Origin of the sequence: Pseudomonas putida, assembly GCA_029953615.1 — a bacterium.
Lineage (GTDB): Bacteria > Pseudomonadota > Gammaproteobacteria > Pseudomonadales > Pseudomonadaceae > Aquipseudomonas.
Map to the genome: position 1 here is coordinate 2852501 of CP124529.1, position 15484 is coordinate 2867984.

Annotated in this window: 10 protein-coding genes, 4 tRNA genes, 3 rRNA genes and 1 pseudogene (1 of these 18 only partly in view); all 18 read left to right on the forward strand. The window is 56.2% G+C overall.

From position 1 onward, the window contains the following. Nucleotides 1-231 (forward strand): 16S ribosomal RNA (locus QIY50_12930); it begins 1305 nt to the left of the window's first position. 318 nt (nucleotides 232-549) lie between these two features. Next, a 23S ribosomal RNA gene (locus tag QIY50_12935) occupies nucleotides 550-3440 on the forward strand. Between the two features lie 135 nt (nucleotides 3441-3575). Continuing rightward, nucleotides 3576-3691, forward strand: a 5S ribosomal RNA gene (rrf, locus tag QIY50_12940). The 16S, 23S and 5S rRNA genes sit together here, the layout of an rRNA operon. Nucleotides 3692-3860: 169 nt before the next feature. Further along, nucleotides 3861-4820 (forward strand): bifunctional biotin--[acetyl-CoA-carboxylase] ligase/biotin operon repressor BirA, encoded by a 960-nt coding sequence (gene birA, locus QIY50_12945; protein ID WGV22967.1) that lies wholly within the window; start codon nucleotides 3861-3863, stop codon nucleotides 4818-4820. Then, nucleotides 4810-5560, forward strand: a pseudogene (locus QIY50_12950) (pantothenate kinase). Before birA ends, QIY50_12950 begins: the two are co-directional and overlap by 11 nt. Before the next feature lie 7 nt (nucleotides 5561-5567). Continuing rightward, nucleotides 5568-5993 carry a hypothetical protein gene (locus QIY50_12955; GenBank protein WGV22968.1) on the forward strand — a complete coding sequence of 142 codons (426 nt, stop codon included), beginning with the start codon at nucleotides 5568-5570 and terminating at the stop codon, nucleotides 5991-5993. A gap of 152 nt (nucleotides 5994-6145) precedes the next feature. Beyond that, nucleotides 6146-6229, forward strand: a tRNA-Tyr gene (locus QIY50_12960). A gap of 24 nt (nucleotides 6230-6253) precedes the next feature. Then, nucleotides 6254-6327, forward strand: a tRNA-Gly gene (locus QIY50_12965). 29 nt (nucleotides 6328-6356) lie between these two features. Beyond that, nucleotides 6357-6432 (forward strand) — tRNA-Thr (locus QIY50_12970). A 78-nt stretch (nucleotides 6433-6510) separates the two neighbouring features. Next, nucleotides 6511-7704, forward strand: a complete 1194-nt coding sequence (gene tuf, locus QIY50_12975; GenBank protein ID WGV22969.1) for an elongation factor Tu — start codon at nucleotides 6511-6513, stop codon at nucleotides 7702-7704. A 54-nt stretch (nucleotides 7705-7758) separates the two neighbouring features. Next, nucleotides 7759-7834 (forward strand) — tRNA-Trp (locus QIY50_12980). A gap of 44 nt (nucleotides 7835-7878) precedes the next feature. Next, complete coding sequence (gene secE / locus QIY50_12985; GenBank protein WGV22970.1) at nucleotides 7879-8247, forward strand: preprotein translocase subunit SecE; 369 nt, start codon at nucleotides 7879-7881, stop codon at nucleotides 8245-8247. A gap of 9 nt (nucleotides 8248-8256) precedes the next feature. Next, complete coding sequence (gene nusG, locus QIY50_12990; protein WGV22971.1) at nucleotides 8257-8790, forward strand: transcription termination/antitermination protein NusG; 534 nt, start codon at nucleotides 8257-8259, stop codon at nucleotides 8788-8790. Between the two features lie 119 nt (nucleotides 8791-8909). Further along, nucleotides 8910-9341 carry a 50S ribosomal protein L11 gene (gene rplK / locus QIY50_12995; protein ID WGV22972.1) on the forward strand — a complete coding sequence of 144 codons (432 nt, stop codon included), beginning with the start codon at nucleotides 8910-8912 and terminating at the stop codon, nucleotides 9339-9341. Continuing rightward, nucleotides 9341-10036, forward strand: coding sequence for a 50S ribosomal protein L1 (gene rplA, locus QIY50_13000; GenBank protein ID WGV22973.1), 696 nt, complete (start codon nucleotides 9341-9343; stop codon nucleotides 10034-10036). The genes rplK and rplA overlap by 1 nt, the downstream gene beginning before the upstream one ends. A 197-nt stretch (nucleotides 10037-10233) precedes the next feature. Continuing rightward, complete coding sequence (gene rplJ / locus QIY50_13005) at nucleotides 10234-10734, forward strand: 50S ribosomal protein L10 (protein WGV22974.1); 501 nt, start codon at nucleotides 10234-10236, stop codon at nucleotides 10732-10734. Nucleotides 10735-10812: 78 nt separating this feature from the next. Then, the gene (rplL, locus tag QIY50_13010) at nucleotides 10813-11181 is read left to right on the forward strand and encodes a 50S ribosomal protein L7/L12 (protein WGV22975.1); all 369 of its coding nucleotides are present in this window, start codon (nucleotides 10813-10815) and stop codon (nucleotides 11179-11181) included. 220 nt (nucleotides 11182-11401) lie between these two features. Continuing rightward, a complete protein-coding gene (gene rpoB / locus QIY50_13015) occupies nucleotides 11402-15475 on the forward strand; it encodes a DNA-directed RNA polymerase subunit beta (GenBank protein ID WGV22976.1) in 4074 nt (1357 codons plus the stop codon). Nucleotides 15476-15484 lie beyond the last annotated feature (9 nt).

Here is a 15484-nt window from a genome sequence, read left to right on the forward strand (position 1 = left end):
GTCTGCAACTCGACTGCGTGAAGTCGGAATCGCTAGTAATCGCGAATCAGAATGTCGCGGTGAATACGTTCCCGGGCCTTGTACACACCGCCCGTCACACCATGGGAGTGGGTTGCACCAGAAGTAGCTAGTCTAACCTTCGGGAGGACGGTTACCACGGTGTGATTCATGACTGGGGTGAAGTCGTAACAAGGTAGCCGTAGGGGAACCTGCGGCTGGATCACCTCCTTAATCGACGACATCAGCCTGCTGATGAGCTCCCACACGAATTGCTTGATTCATGGTTGAAGACGATCAGGGCCTTGAACAGGTCTTGTGTTGTTCCTGATCAGAACCTGGAAATGAACATTCGCATCGAATGTTGATTTCTGGCTTTTGTCAGACCGTTCTTTAAAAATTCGGATATGTGATAGATATAGACTGATGACCAGTTTCACTGCTGGTTAATCAGGCTAAGGTAAAAATTTGTGAGTTCTGCGCGAAAGCGCAACGTGCGAATTTTCGGCGAATGTCGTCTTCACAGTATAACCAGATTGCTTGGGGTTATATGGTCAAGTGAAGAAGCGCATACGGTGGATGCCTTGGCAGTCAGAGGCGATGAAAGACGTGGTAGCCTGCGATAAGCTTTGGGGAGTCGGCAAACAGACTGTGATCCAGAGATCTCTGAATGGGGAACCCACTCAGCATAAGCTGAGTATCTTGTACTGAATACATAGGTGCAAGAGGCGAACCAGGGGAACTGAAACATCTAAGTACCCTGAGGAAAAGAAATCAACCGAGATTCCCTTAGTAGTGGCGAGCGAACGGGGACCAGCCCTTAAGTTGATTTGAGATTAGTGGAACGCTCTGGAAAGTGCGGCCATAGTGGGTGATAGCCCCGTACACGAAAATCTCTTGTCAATGAAATCGAGTAGGACGGAGCACGAGAAACTTTGTCTGAATATGGGGGGACCATCCTCCAAGGCTAAATACTACTGACTGACCGATAGTGAACCAGTACCGTGAGGGAAAGGCGAAAAGAACCCCGGAGAGGGGAGTGAAATAGAACCTGAAACCGTATGCGTACAAGCAGTGGGAGCCTACTTTGTTAGGTGACTGCGTACCTTTTGTATAATGGGTCAGCGACTTATATTCAGTGGCGAGCTTAACCGAATAGGGGAGGCGTAGCGAAAGCGAGTCTTAATAGGGCGTTTAGTCGCTGGGTATAGACCCGAAACCGGGCGATCTATCCATGGGCAGGTTGAAGGTTAGGTAACACTGACTGGAGGACCGAACCGACTACCGTTGAAAAGTTAGCGGATGACCTGTGGATCGGAGTGAAAGGCTAATCAAGCTCGGAGATAGCTGGTTCTCCTCGAAAGCTATTTAGGTAGCGCCTCATGTATCACTCCAGGGGGTAGAGCACTGTTTCGGCTAGGGGGTCATCCCGACTTACCAAACCGATGCAAACTCCGAATACCTGGAAGTGCCGAGCATGGGAGACACACGGCGGGTGCTAACGTCCGTCGTGAAAAGGGAAACAACCCAGACCGTCAGCTAAGGTCCCAAAGTCATGGTTAAGTGGGAAACGATGTGGGAAGGCTTAGACAGCTAGAGGTTGGCTTAGAAGCAGCCACCCTTTAAAGAAAGCGTAATAGCTCACTAGTCGAGTCGGCCTGCGCGGAAGATGTAACGGGGCTCAAACCATGCACCGAAGCTACGGGTGTCATCTTTGATGACGCGGTAGAGGAGCGTTCTGTAAGCCTGTGAAGGTGAGTTGAGAAGCTTGCTGGAGGAGTATCAGAAGTGCGAATGCTGACATGAGTAACGACAATGCGAGTGAAAAACTCGCACGCCGAAAGACCAAGGTTTCCTGCGCAACGTTAATCGACGCAGGGTTAGTCGGTCCCTAAGGCGAGGCTGAAAAGCGTAGTCGATGGAAAACAGGTTAATATTCCTGTACTTCCAGTTATTGCGATGGAGGGACGGAGAAGGTTAGGCCAGCCTGGCGTTGGTTGTCCAGGTTTAAGGTGGTAGGCTGGAATCTTAGGCAAATCCGGGATTTCAAGGCCGAGAGCTGATGACGAGTTGCCTCTAGGCGACGAAGTGGTTGATACCATGCTTCCAAGAAAAGCTCTAAGCTTCAGATAACTGGGAACCGTACCCCAAACCGACACAGGTGGTTAGGTAGAGAATACCAAGGCGCTTGAGAGAACTCGGGTGAAGGAACTAGGCAAAATGGCACCGTAACTTCGGGAGAAGGTGCGCCGGCGAGGGTGAAGGACTTGCTCCGTAAGCCCATGCCGGTCGAAGATACCAGGCCGCTGCGACTGTTTATTAAAAACACAGCACTCTGCAAACACGAAAGTGGACGTATAGGGTGTGACGCCTGCCCGGTGCCGGAAGGTTAATTGATGGGGTTAGCGCAAGCGAAGCTCTTGATCGAAGCCCCGGTAAACGGCGGCCGTAACTATAACGGTCCTAAGGTAGCGAAATTCCTTGTCGGGTAAGTTCCGACCTGCACGAATGGCGTAACGATGGCGGCGCTGTCTCCACCCGAGACTCAGTGAAATTGAAATCGCTGTGAAGATGCAGTGTATCCGCGGCTAGACGGAAAGACCCCGTGAACCTTTACTATAGCTTTGCACTGGACTTTGAATTTGCTTGTGTAGGATAGGTGGGAGGCTTTGAAGTGGGGACGCCAGTTCTCATGGAGCCATCCTTGAAATACCACCCTGGCAACTTTGAGGTTCTAACTCAGGTCCGTTATCCGGATCGAGGACAGTGTATGGTGGGTAGTTTGACTGGGGCGGTCTCCTCCCAAAGAGTAACGGAGGAGTACGAAGGTGCGCTCAGACCGGTCGGAAATCGGTCGTAGAGTATAAAGGCAAAAGCGCGCTTGACTGCGAGACAAACACGTCGAGCAGGTACGAAAGTAGGTCTTAGTGATCCGGTGGTTCTGTATGGAAGGGCCATCGCTCAACGGATAAAAGGTACTCCGGGGATAACAGGCTGATACCGCCCAAGAGTTCATATCGACGGCGGTGTTTGGCACCTCGATGTCGGCTCATCACATCCTGGGGCTGAAGCCGGTCCCAAGGGTATGGCTGTTCGCCATTTAAAGTGGTACGCGAGCTGGGTTTAGAACGTCGTGAGACAGTTCGGTCCCTATCTGCCGTGGACGTTTGAGATTTGAGAGGGGCTGCTCCTAGTACGAGAGGACCGGAGTGGACGAACCTCTGGTGTTCCGGTTGTCACGCCAGTGGCATTGCCGGGTAGCTATGTTCGGAAGAGATAACCGCTGAAAGCATCTAAGCGGGAAACTTGCCTCAAGATGAGATCTCACTGGGATCTTGAATCCCCTGAAGGGCCGTCGAAGACTACGACGTTGATAGGTTGGGTGTGTAAGCGCTGTGAGGCGTTGAGCTAACCAATACTAATTGCCCGTGAGGCTTGACCATATAACACCCAAGCAATTTGCGCACGAAAGCCAAATTGTGGTGGTGAAGACGAAAGAACCGAAAGTTCGCAACTTCACAAAATCACATATCCGAATTAGCCAAGAGTGTTCAAAAGGCATTCTGGCAACAGAATTTCTTGACGACCATAGAGCATTGGAACCACCTGATCCCATCCCGAACTCAGCAGTGAAACGATGCATCGCCGATGGTAGTGTGGGGTTTCCCCATGTGAGAGTAGGTCATCGTCAAGATTCATTTCGCAAAACCCCTATCTGCGCATGCAGGTAGGGGTTTTGTCTTTGTGGCGGAAAAACAGTCGCGCTCCTACATGGGCCGTTCGCCGCCGTTGGTAGGCCCTTTACCTATGCAAGCCAACAGCCCATAGCTATCATGCCTGCCTTATTCCAAGTCGAGACTGGCATGCTGAAGTTGTTGAATCTCCTCAAGGATGGCCGGTTCCATTCCGGAGAAGCTCTGGGGGCGGCCCTCGGGGTGAGTCGCAGCGCCGTTTGGAAGCAGCTGCAGCACCTGGAGAGTGAACTGAACCTCACCATTCACAAGGTTCGGGGGCGCGGCTATCAGCTGGCGGCGCCACTGGCTTTGCTCGATGCCCAGGCGATCGCCGGTTTTGCCGAAGGCGAGCAGTGGCCCGTTTTCATTCATGAAACCATCGATTCGACCAACGCCGAAGGCCTGCGGCTCGCCGGGGCGGGGCAGACCGCTCCGTTTCTTGTCCTGGCCGAGCGCCAGAGCGCTGGCCGTGGTCGCCGCGGTCGGCAATGGGTCAGCCCGTTCGCTGAAAACCTCTATTACAGCCTGGTGCTTCGTGTGGATGGCGGCATGCGCCAGCTTGAAGGCTTGAGCTTGGTGGTGGGGTTGGCGGTAATGCGTACCCTGCAGGCGTTTGGCGTAAAGGATGTGGGGCTCAAATGGCCCAACGATGTCCTCGTTCGGGAGCAGAAGATCACCGGCATTCTCCTGGAATTGGTGGGCGACCCGGCGGATGTCTGTCATGTAGTGCTGGGTATTGGCATCAATGTGAACATGCAGGCCAACGACCAGGTCGACCAAGTGTGGACCTCGATGCGTCGTGAAGTGGGTGCGACAATCGACCGTAACCGGTTGGCGGCAATGCTCAGTCAGCAGTTGCAGCACGAATTGGCACGACATCGACGTTACGGCTTTGCCGCATTCCAGGAAGAATGGGAGCAGGCGCACCTCTGGCAGGGGCGCAAGGTTTCTCTGGTTGCAGGTAGTACGCGCATTGATGGCGTGGTGCTTGGCGTCGACGGGCAGGGCGGCTTGCGCCTTGAGGTGGACGGGGTGGAAAAGAGCTTCAGTGGTGGTGAGCTCAGTTTGAGGTTGCGTGATGATTCTTGAGCTCGATTGCGGTAACAGCTTTATCAAGTGGCGAGTAATCCACGTCACTGATGCGGCGATTGAAAGTGGCGGTATCGTCGATTCCGATCAGGCGCTGGTGGCCGAAGTGGCTGCACTGCCCGCGGTGCATCTTACCGGCTGCCGCATTGTCAGTGTACGCAGTGAGGCGGAAAACGACGCTCTGTGCGCGATGATTGCCCAGGCGTTTGCAGTGCAGGCGCGGGTGGCGCACCCAGCCCAGGAAATGGCGGGTGTGCGCAATGGTTATGTCGACTACCAGCGTCTGGGCATGGACCGTTGGTTGGCGGCCCTGGGCGCATATCACCTTGCCAAGGGCGCCTGCCTGGTCATTGATCTGGGCACCGCTGCAAAAGCGGATTTCGTTGCGGCGGACGGTGAGCACCTGGGTGGCTACATCTGCCCAGGCATGCCATTGATGCGTAGCCAGTTGCGTACCCACACCCGGCGTATCCGTTATGACGATGCCTCCGCCGAGCGTGCGTTGGCCAGTTTGGCGCCAGGGCGCTCGACTGTCGAAGCTGTCGAGCGCGGTTGCGTATTGATGCTGCAGGGTTTTGCGCGTACCCAGCTCGAGCAGGCGCGTGCATTGTGGGGGGAGAATTTCACGGTATTCCTTACAGGGCGGCGATGCGCCGCTGGTAAGGGAGGCCGTGCCGCAGGCGCGTGTCGTGCCTGACCTGGTTTTCGTAGGCCTGGCCATGGCCTGCCCATTGAATTGAGGTGCCTATGCGTTGGTTGTTTCTGCTGTTACTGGTGCTCAACGTCTTTTATTACGTGTGGCATCAGCAGGAAGCCCCGCTGAAGGTCAAGGAGGTCGCGCCCCTGTCGCTGTACAAGGGTAGTCAGCAAGAGATTCGCCTGTTGCGTGAAACGGGTGTGTCGGCACCACCCAAGCGCCGGGATGAGTGCCTGGTAGTGGGTGGTGCAATGGCACAGGGGCAGCTCGATGCACTGCGTCAGCGCCTCTTGAGCCTGGACATTGCCACGCAGCCTATAGTGGGGCAGCTGCCTGGAGCAGATGGTCGTTGGCTCAAGGTTGCCCCGGAAAGCGAGCGATTGCTGGATCAAACCGTCATCGTGAGTCTTTCCAACGATTTCAAAGACTTAAAACACAAAATTATTTTCTGCCAGGGTATTGCAACTGGCGAATAGCTTGATAGAATGGCGCCCGCTTCACAGGGAACACCACTCAGGTGGTAGAACTGGAAGCGGTGTCAAAGCAGCTAAGTTTCAGATTTGATTGAAAAAATTTGAAAAAACGCTTGACACTAGGGCGGCAGACAAATAGAATGCCGGCCACATCTGGAGGGATTCCCGAGCGGTCAAAGGGGACGGACTGTAAATCCGTTGCGAGAGCTTCGAAGGTTCGAATCCTTCTCCCTCCACCAGTTTTAGCGAGAGCCGCAAGCTCCGCGGGTATAGTTTAGTGGTAGAACCTCAGCCTTCCAAGCTGATGATGCGGGTTCGATTCCCGCTACCCGCTCCAAGTTTGCTGGATTTTGCACAAAGTGTTTCGCTCTTGTAGCTCAGTTGGTAGAGCACACCCTTGGTAAGGGTGAGGTCAGCGGTTCAAGTCCGCTCAAGAGCTCCATATAAACAAGGCAGATATGAAAATATCTGCCTTTGTTTTATCAGCGCAAGACTATTTCTTCTGCGGAGGATTGTATCGATGGCTAAGGAAAAGTTTGATCGTTCCCTTCCCCACGTTAACGTCGGCACTATCGGCCACGTTGACCACGGTAAGACCACTCTGACCGCAGCTCTGACTCGCGTCTGCTCCGAAGTTTTCGGTTCGGCAGTCGTTGAGTTCGACAAGATCGACTCGGCTCCGGAAGAAAAAGCGCGCGGTATCACCATCAACACCGCTCACGTCGAGTACAACTCGAACATTCGTCACTACGCTCACGTTGACTGCCCAGGTCACGCTGACTACGTGAAGAACATGATCACCGGTGCTGCTCAGATGGACGGCGCGATCCTGGTTTGCTCGGCCGCCGATGGTCCGATGCCACAAACCCGTGAGCACATCCTGCTGTCCCGTCAGGTAGGCGTTCCGTACATCGTGGTCTTCCTGAACAAGGCTGACCTGGTAGACGACGCTGAACTGCTGGAACTGGTCGAGATGGAAGTTCGCGACCTGCTGTCCACCTACGACTTCCCAGGCGACGACACCCCGATCATCATCGGTTCGGCTCGTATGGCCCTGGAAGGCAAAGACGACAACGAAATGGGTACTACCGCTGTCAAGAAGCTGGTAGAAACTCTGGATGCCTACATCCCTGAGCCAGTTCGTGCCGTTGACCAGCCGTTCCTGATGCCGATCGAAGACGTATTCTCGATCTCGGGTCGTGGTACCGTTGTAACCGGTCGTATCGAGCGTGGTATCGTCCGCGTTCAGGATCCGCTGGAAATCGTTGGTCTGCGTGACACCACCACCACCACCTGCACCGGTGTTGAGATGTTCCGCAAGCTGCTGGACGAAGGCCGTGCTGGCGAGAACTGCGGCGTTCTGCTGCGTGGTACCAAGCGTGACGACGTTGAGCGTGGCCAGGTTCTGGTCAAGCCAGGTTCGGTCAAGCCGCACACCAAGTTCACCGCAGAAGTCTACGTTCTGTCGAAGGAAGAAGGCGGTCGTCACACTCCGTTCTTCAAAGGCTACCGTCCTCAGTTCTACTTCCGTACCACTGACGTGACCGGTAACTGCGAGCTGCCGGAAGGCGTTGAAATGGTAATGCCAGGTGACAACATTCAGATGACTGTTACCCTGATCAAGACCATCGCAATGGAAGACGGTCTGCGCTTCGCTATCCGTGAAGGCGGTCGTACCGTCGGCGCCGGCGTCGTAGCAAAAATTATTGAATAAGTAGTTGATTTACTTGATCAGGCCGGTATAATGGCCGGCCTGATACAGCGTTACAGGTCAGTAGCTCAATTGGCAGAGCGACGGTCTCCAAAACCGTAGGTTGGGGGTTCGATTCCCTCCTGACCTGCCATTTCACCTCGGTGTGATGGCTTTCTTCTCACAGGATCCTCCTCGATGACTCCCAAAACTGAAGCCCAAGAATCGCGTTTTGATCTGTTCAAGTGGCTGGCTGTAGTGGCTTTGGTGGTTGTCGGCGTAGTGGGTAATCAGTATTACTCCGCATCCCCGATCCTGTATCGCGTTCTCGCACTTCTCGTCCTGGCTGCTGTCGCGGGCTTTGTAGCTCTGCAGACTGCGAAGGGCAAGTCGTTCTTTGCGCTGGCGAAGGAAGCTCGTACCGAGATTCGTAAAGTCGTGTGGCCGACCCGCCAGGAAACCACCCAGACCACGCTGATTGTCGTGGCTGTCGTGCTGGTTATGGCACTGCTGCTGTGGGGTCTTGATTCCCTGCTCGGCTGGGCGGTCTCCTTGATCGTTGGCTAAAGGTGTCCCGTGGCTAAGCGTTGGTATGTTGTGCATGCTTACTCGGGTTACGAGAAGCATGTAATGCGCTCCCTGATCGAGCGCGTCAAGCTGGCTGGCATGGAAGACGGTTTCGGCGAGATCCTGGTCCCGACCGAAGAAGTCGTCGAAATGCGCAACGGCCAGAAGCGCAAGAGTGAGCGTAAATTCTTCCCTGGCTATGTACTGGTCCAGATGGAGATGAACGAAGGGACTTGGCACTTGGTCAAGGACACCCCTCGTGTGATGGGCTTTATTGGTGGTACCGCAGACAAGCCTGCGCCAATCACTGATAAAGAAGCTGAGGCTATCCTGCGTCGCGTTGCTGACGGTAGCGACAAGCCGAAGCCGAAGACGCTGTTCGAGCCGGGTGAAGTGGTTCGAGTCATTGACGGTCCGTTTGCTGACTTCAATGGTAGTGTCGAAGAGGTTAACTACGAGAAGAGCCGCCTGCAGGTTGCAGTGCTCATTTTCGGTCGCTCTACTCCGGTGGAGCTCGAGTTCAGCCAGGTCGAAAAGGTCTAGGCGGACGAAGCATCCCATACCCCGCAGCCCTGTGTGCTGCGGGGTTTTGTCGTCACTGGGATAAAACGCAAGTCATCCGGGGAGCCATCAGGCGTTCGTACCCGATATTGGAGTAGCTCATGGCTAAGAAGATTCAGGCTTACATCAAGCTGCAAGTTAAGGCCGGCCAGGCCAACCCTAGCCCACCCGTTGGTCCAGCACTGGGTCAACACGGTGTGAACATCATGGAATTCTGCAAGGCCTTCAACGCCCGTACCCAGGGTCAAGAAGCCGGTCTGCCGACTCCTGTGATCATCACTGTCTACAGCGACCGTAGCTTCACCTTCGAGACCAAGAGCACCCCTGCCTCGGTTCTGCTGAAGAAAGCTGCTGGCCTGACCAGTGGTTCGGCTCGTCCGAACACCGTTAAAGTCGGTACCGTTACCCGTGCTCAGCTGGAAGACATCGCGAAAGCCAAACAGGCTGACCTGACTGCCGCTGACCTGGACGCTGCTGTACGCACCATCGCTGGCTCTGCCCGCAGCATGGGCCTGAACGTGGAGGGTGTGTAATGGCTAAGCTGACCAAACGCCAAAAGGCAATCGCCGAGAAAATCGAAGCAGGCAAGGCCTACAACTTCGAAGAAGCGGCCACTCTGCTGGCTTCGCTGCCAGCTGCCAAGTTCGTAGAGTCCTACGACATCGCCGTTAACCTCGGTGTTGACCCGCGTAAATCCGACCAGGTCGTACGTAGCGCTACCGTGCTGCCACACGGCACTGGCAAGACCGTTCGCGTTGCTGTCTTCACCCAGGGTCCAGCTGCTGAAGCTGCTCTGGCTGCCGGCGCTGACCGCGTAGGTATGGACGATCTGGCTGCCGAAATGAAAGGCGGCGACCTGAACTATGACGTCGTCATCGCATCGCCTGATGCCATGCGCGTTGTAGGTCAGCTGGGTCAGGTTCTGGGTCCTCGCGGCCTGATGCCTAACCCGAAAGTTGGTACCGTGACCCCAGACGTAGCCGGCGCCGTCAAGAACGCCAAGGCTGGTCAGGTTCGCTACCGTACCGACAAGAACGGTATCATCCACACCTCCGTTGGCAAGATCGGCTTTGAAGCTGGCAAGCTGAAGGAAAACGTTGAAGCCCTGATCGCTGACCTGAAGCGTATCAAGCCAGCTTCCTCGAAAGGTATCTACGTCAAGCGCGTTACCCTGAGCACCACCATGGGCCCAGGTCTGGTCATCGATCAGAGCTCGCTGAACGTGTAAGAACATGGTGGCGCGACCTGTCGCGCCACCAGCAAAAATTGGGGTCCCTGCCTGGCGGGGGCTATCCAAGACCGTAGGCGGCGCAAGCCTTAAAACCCCAGCCCACGCAGATGGTGCTCCCGATTCGTTACCGAATCAGACACCAAAACGACATCCGGCTTCGGCCAGATGAAACGGTAAAAACCAGGAGTAAACCCGTGGCAATTAAACTCGAAGACAAGAAGGCCATCGTCGCTGAAGTCAACGAGGCTGCCAAAGTCGCTCTGTCCGCTGTCGTGGCTGATGCCCGTGGTGTGACTGTAGGCGCAATGACCGGACTCCGTAAAGAGGCCCGCGAAGCTGGCGTTTACGTACGTGTCGTACGTAACACCCTGCTGAAGCGCGCTGTTGAAGGCACCGAATTCTCGATCCTCAACGACGCGTTCAAAGGCCCGACCCTGATTGCTTTCTCCAACGAACACCCGGGCGCTGCTGCTCGTCTGTTCAAAGAGTTCGCCAAGGGTCAGGACAAGTTCGAGATCAAGGCAGCTGCGTTTGACGGCAAGTTCCTTGCCGCTAACCAGATCGACGTGCTGGCAACCCTGCCAACTCGCGACGAGGCTATCGCACAGCTGATGAGCGTAATCCAAGGTGCAACCAGCAAGCTGGCTCGTACCCTGGCAGCTCTGCGCGACCAGAAAGAAGCTGCTGCTGCCTAAGGCACGCGCAACTCTTTCAAAATCATACGTTTAATTTGATGGCTGCGTAGGCTGTCACCCCAATACAGGATTTAAGTCATGTCTCTGACTAACGAACAAATCATCGAAGCGATCGGCCAGAAAACCGTTCTGGAAATTGTTGAACTGATCAAAGCGATGGAAGAAACCTTCGGCGTTACCGCTGCTGCCGCTGTTGCTGCTGGCCCAGCTGTTGCTGCCGCTGCTGCTGAAGAGCAGACCGAGTTCAACGTCGTTCTGACCGAAGCTGGCGACAAGAAAGTAAACGTGATCAAGGCCGTTCGTGAACTGACCGGTCTGGGCCTGAAAGAAGCCAAAGAGAAAGTCGACGGCGCTCCTCAGGTTATCGCTGAAGGCGTTTCGAAAGAAGCCGCTGAAGACGCGAAGAAGAAGCTGGAAGAAGCTGGCGCTAAAGTCGAGCTGAAGTAATCTCGACCTTGCGACTCCAGTCCGAGCGTTGAGCGAAGGGCTGATGGCTGGTGGCTTATGCCACCGGCCTTTTTCCGTTATTGGTGGCCGGTCAGGCCGGCCCCGATAACAAGCTGCAAGACACCCATGTGGGTGGCGCAAACCAAGGGGTTTGCACGATTTTCTGGCTGCTCCCGCCGGGAGAAGCCAAACAAGCAGGTGACCAAGCTGGGGAACGCTGATGGCTTACTCATACACTGAGAAAAAACGTATCCGCAAGGACTTTAGCAAGTTGCCGGACGTCATGGATGTGCCTTACCTCCTGGCCATCCAGCTGGATTCGTATCGCGAATTCCTGCAAGCGGGAGCATCCAAGGATCAGTTCCGCGACGTCGGCCTGCACGCGGCCTTCAAATCGGTATTCCCGATCATCAGCTACTCCGGCAATGCTGCCCTGGAGTACGTAGGCTATCGCCTGGGCGAACCCGCCTTCGATGTGAAGGAATGTGTCCTGCGTGGCGTGACCTTCGCGGTCCCACTGCGGGTCAAGGTGCGCCTGATCATTTTCGACAAGGAATCGTCGAACAAAGCGATCAAGGACATCAAAGAGCAAGAAGTCTACATGGGTGAAATCCCCCTGATGACTGAGAACGGTACCTTCGTTATCAACGGTACCGAGCGTGTGATCGTTTCCCAGCTGCACCGTTCGCCTGGTGTGTTCTTTGACCACGACCGTGGCAAGACTCACAGCTCCGGCAAGCTGCTGTACTCCGCTCGCATCATCCCTTACCGCGGTTCCTGGCTGGACTTCGAGTTCGACCCGAAGGACTGCGTGTTCGTACGTATCGACCGTCGCCGCAAACTGCCGGCCTCGGTGCTGCTGCGTGCCCTGGGTTACAGCACTGAAGAAGTGCTGAACACCTTCTACACCACCAACGTCTTCCACATTTCCGGCGAGAAACTCAGCCTGGAACTGGTGCCGCAGCGTCTGCGTGGTGAGGTTGCGGTCATGGATATCCATGACGAAACCGGTAAAGTCATCGTCGAGCAAGGCCGCCGTATTACCGCGCGCCACATCAACCAGCTCGAGAAGGCCGGCGTCAAGCAGCTGGACGTTCCCATGGAATACGTCCTGGGCCGTACTACCGCCAAGGCTATCGTGCATCCGGCTACCGGCGAGATCCTGGCCGAATGCAACACCGAGATGACCACCGAACTGCTGATCAAGGTCGCCAAGGCACAGGTCGTCCGTATCGAGACCCTGTACACCAACGACATCGATTGCGGTCCGTTCATCTCCGACACCCTGAAGATCGACACCACCAGCAACCAGCTGGAAGCGCTGGTCGAGATCTACCGCATGATGCGTCCTGGCGAGCCGCCAACCAAGGATGCTGCCGAGACTCTGTTCAACAACCTGTTCTTCAGCGCCGAGCGTTACGACCTGTCCGCCGTTGGCCGCATGAAGTTCAACCGTCGTATCGGTCGTACCGAGATCGAAGGTTCGGGCGTGCTGAGCAAGGAAGATATCGTCGAGGTTCTGAAGACCCTGGTCGACATCCGTAACGGCAAAGGCATCGTCGACGACATCGACCACCTGGGTAACCGTCGTGTACGTTGCGTCGGCGAGATGGCCGAGAACCAGTTCCGCGTTGGCCTGGTGCGCGTCGAGCGCGCGGTCAAGGAACGCCTGTCGATGGCGGAAAGCGAAGGCCTGATGCCTCAAGACCTGATCAACGCCAAGCCGGTTGCGGCGGCGGTGAAAGAGTTCTTCGGCTCCAGCCAGCTGTCCCAGTTCATGGACCAGAACAACCCGCTCTCCGAGATCACCCACAAGCGCCGCGTCTCCGCACTCGGCCCAGGCGGTCTGACCCGTGAGCGTGCCGGCTTCGAAGTCCGTGACGTACACCCGACCCACTATGGCCGCGTGTGCCCGATCGAGACCCCTGAAGGTCCGAACATCGGTCTGATCAACTCCCTGGCAGCTTATGCCCGCACCAACCAGTACGGCTTCCTGGAAAGCCCGTATCGCGTGGTGAAGGAAGGCGTGGTCAGCGACGACATCGTGTTCCTGTCGGCCATTGAAGAAGCGGATCACGTCATCGCCCAGGCTTCGGCCGCGATGAACGAGAAGAAGCAGCTGATCGATGAGCTGGTAGCTGTTCGTCACCTGAACGAATTCACCGTCAAGGCGCCGGAAGACGTCACCCTGATGGACGTTTCGCCGAAGCAGGTTGTTTCGGTCGCTGCGTCGCTGATTCCGTTCCTCGAGCACGACGACGCCAACCGTGCGTTGATGGGTTCGAACATGCAGCGTCAGGCTGTGCCGACCCTGCGTGCCGACAAGCCGCTGGTAGGTACCGGCATGGAGCGCAACGTTGCCCGTGACTCCGGTGTCTGCGTGGTTGCTCGCCGCGGTGGTGTGATCGATTCGGTCGATGCCAGCCGTATCGTTGTTCGCGTTGCCGACGACGAAGTGGAAACCGGCGAAGCAGGTGTGGATATCTACAACCTGACCAAGTACACCCGTTCGAACCAGAACACCTGCATCAACCAGCGTCCGCTGGTGAGCAAGGGTGACAAGGTTCAGCGTGGCGATATCATGGCCGACGGCCCGTCCACCGACATGGGTGAACTGGCACTGGGTCAGAACATGCGCATCGCGTTCATGGCGTGGAACGGCTTCAACTTCGAAGACTCCATCTGCCTGTCCGAGCGTGTTGTCCAGGAAGACCGTTTCACCACCATCCACATTCAGGAACTGACCTGTGTGGCGCGTGACACCAAGCTTGGCCCAGAGGAAATCACTGCGGACATCCCGAACGTGGGTGAAGCCGCACTGAACAAGCTGGACGAAGCCGGTATCGTCTACGTGGGTGCCGAAGTCGGCGCTGGCGACATCCTGGTCGGCAAGGTTACGCCAAAAGGCGAAACCCAGCTGACTCCGGAAGAAAAACTGCTGCGCGCGATCTTCGGTGAGAAGGCCAGCGACGTTAAGGACACCTCCCTGCGCGTGCCGACCGGCACCAAGGGTACCGTCATCGACGTACAGGTCTTCACCCGTGATGGCGTCGAGCGCGACAGCCGCGCCCTGGCCATCGAGAAGATGCAGCTGGACGAGATCCGCAAGGACCTCAACGAAGAGTTCCGCATCGTCGAAGGTGCAACCTTCGAACGTCTGCGTTCCGCCCTGAACGGCCAGGTGGTCGACGGTGGCGCGGGCCTGAAGAAAGGCACCGTGATCACTGACGAAGTGCTGGACGGTCTGGAGCACGGCCAGTGGTTCAAACTGCGCATGGCTGAAGATGCACTGAACGAGCAGCTGGAAAAGGCTCAGCAGTACATCGTCGATCGTCGCCGTCTGCTGGACGACAAGTTCGAAGACAAGAAGCGCAAGCTGCAGCAGGGTGATGACCTGGCACCGGGCGTACTGAAGATCGTCAAGGTCTACCTGGCAATCCGCCGTCGCATCCAGCCGGGTGACAAGATGGCCGGTCGTCACGGTAACAAGGGTGTTGTCTCGGTCATCATGCCGGTTGAAGACATGCCGCACGACGCCAACGGTACTCCGGTCGACGTCGTACTGAACCCGCTGGGCGTACCTTCGCGTATGAACGTTGGTCAGATCCTCGAAACCCACCTGGGCCTGGCGGCCAAGGGGCTGGGCGAGAAGATCGACCGCATGATCGAAGAGCAGCGCAAGGCCGCTGAGCTGCGCGTGTTCCTGACCGAGGTCTACAACGAGATCGGCGGTCGTCAGGAAAACCTCGACGAGTTCACCGACGAAGAGATCCTGGCCCTGGCCCACAACCTGAAGAAGGGCGTGCCAATGGCTACCCCGGTCTTCGACGGTGCCAAGGAGCGCGAGATCAAGGCCATGCTGAAGCTGGCCGACCTGCCAGAGAGCGGCCAGATGGTGCTGTTCGATGGCCGTACCGGCAACAAGTTCGAGCGTCCTGTGACCGTTGGTTACATGTACATGCTCAAGCTGAACCACTTGGTGGACGACAAGATGCACGCGCGTTCCACTGGTTCCTACAGCCTGGTTACCCAGCAGCCGCTGGGTGGTAAGGCGCAGTTCGGTGGTCAGCGTTTCGGGGAGATGGAAGTGTGGGCGCTGGAAGCATACGGCGCGGCATACACCCTGCAAGAAATGCTCACAGTGAAGTCGGACGACGTGAACGGCCGTACCAAGATGTACAAGAACATCGTGGATGGCGATCACCGTATGGAGCCGGGCATGCCCGAGTCCTTCAACGTGTTGATCAAAGAGATCCGTTCGCTCGGTATCGATATCGATCTGGAAACCGAATAACACGTGACG

Excerpts from the sequence above, each read along its gene's own strand:
- birA (WGV22967.1), top strand. The coding sequence starts at position 3,861 with ATGCTGAAGTTGTTGAATCTCCTCAAGGATGGCCGGTTCCATTCCGGA.
- QIY50_12955 (WGV22968.1), top strand. The coding sequence starts at position 5,568 with ATGCGTTGGTTGTTTCTGCTGTTACTGGTGCTCAACGTCTTTTATTAC.
- tuf (WGV22969.1), top strand. The coding sequence starts at position 6,511 with ATGGCTAAGGAAAAGTTTGATCGTTCCCTTCCCCACGTTAACGTCGGC.
- secE (WGV22970.1), top strand. The coding sequence starts at position 7,879 with ATGACTCCCAAAACTGAAGCCCAAGAATCGCGTTTTGATCTGTTCAAG.
- rplK (WGV22972.1), top strand. The coding sequence starts at position 8,910 with ATGGCTAAGAAGATTCAGGCTTACATCAAGCTGCAAGTTAAGGCCGGC.
- rplA (WGV22973.1), top strand. The coding sequence starts at position 9,341 with ATGGCTAAGCTGACCAAACGCCAAAAGGCAATCGCCGAGAAAATCGAA.
- rplL (WGV22975.1), top strand. The coding sequence starts at position 10,813 with ATGTCTCTGACTAACGAACAAATCATCGAAGCGATCGGCCAGAAAACC.
- rpoB (WGV22976.1), top strand. The coding sequence starts at position 11,402 with ATGGCTTACTCATACACTGAGAAAAAACGTATCCGCAAGGACTTTAGC.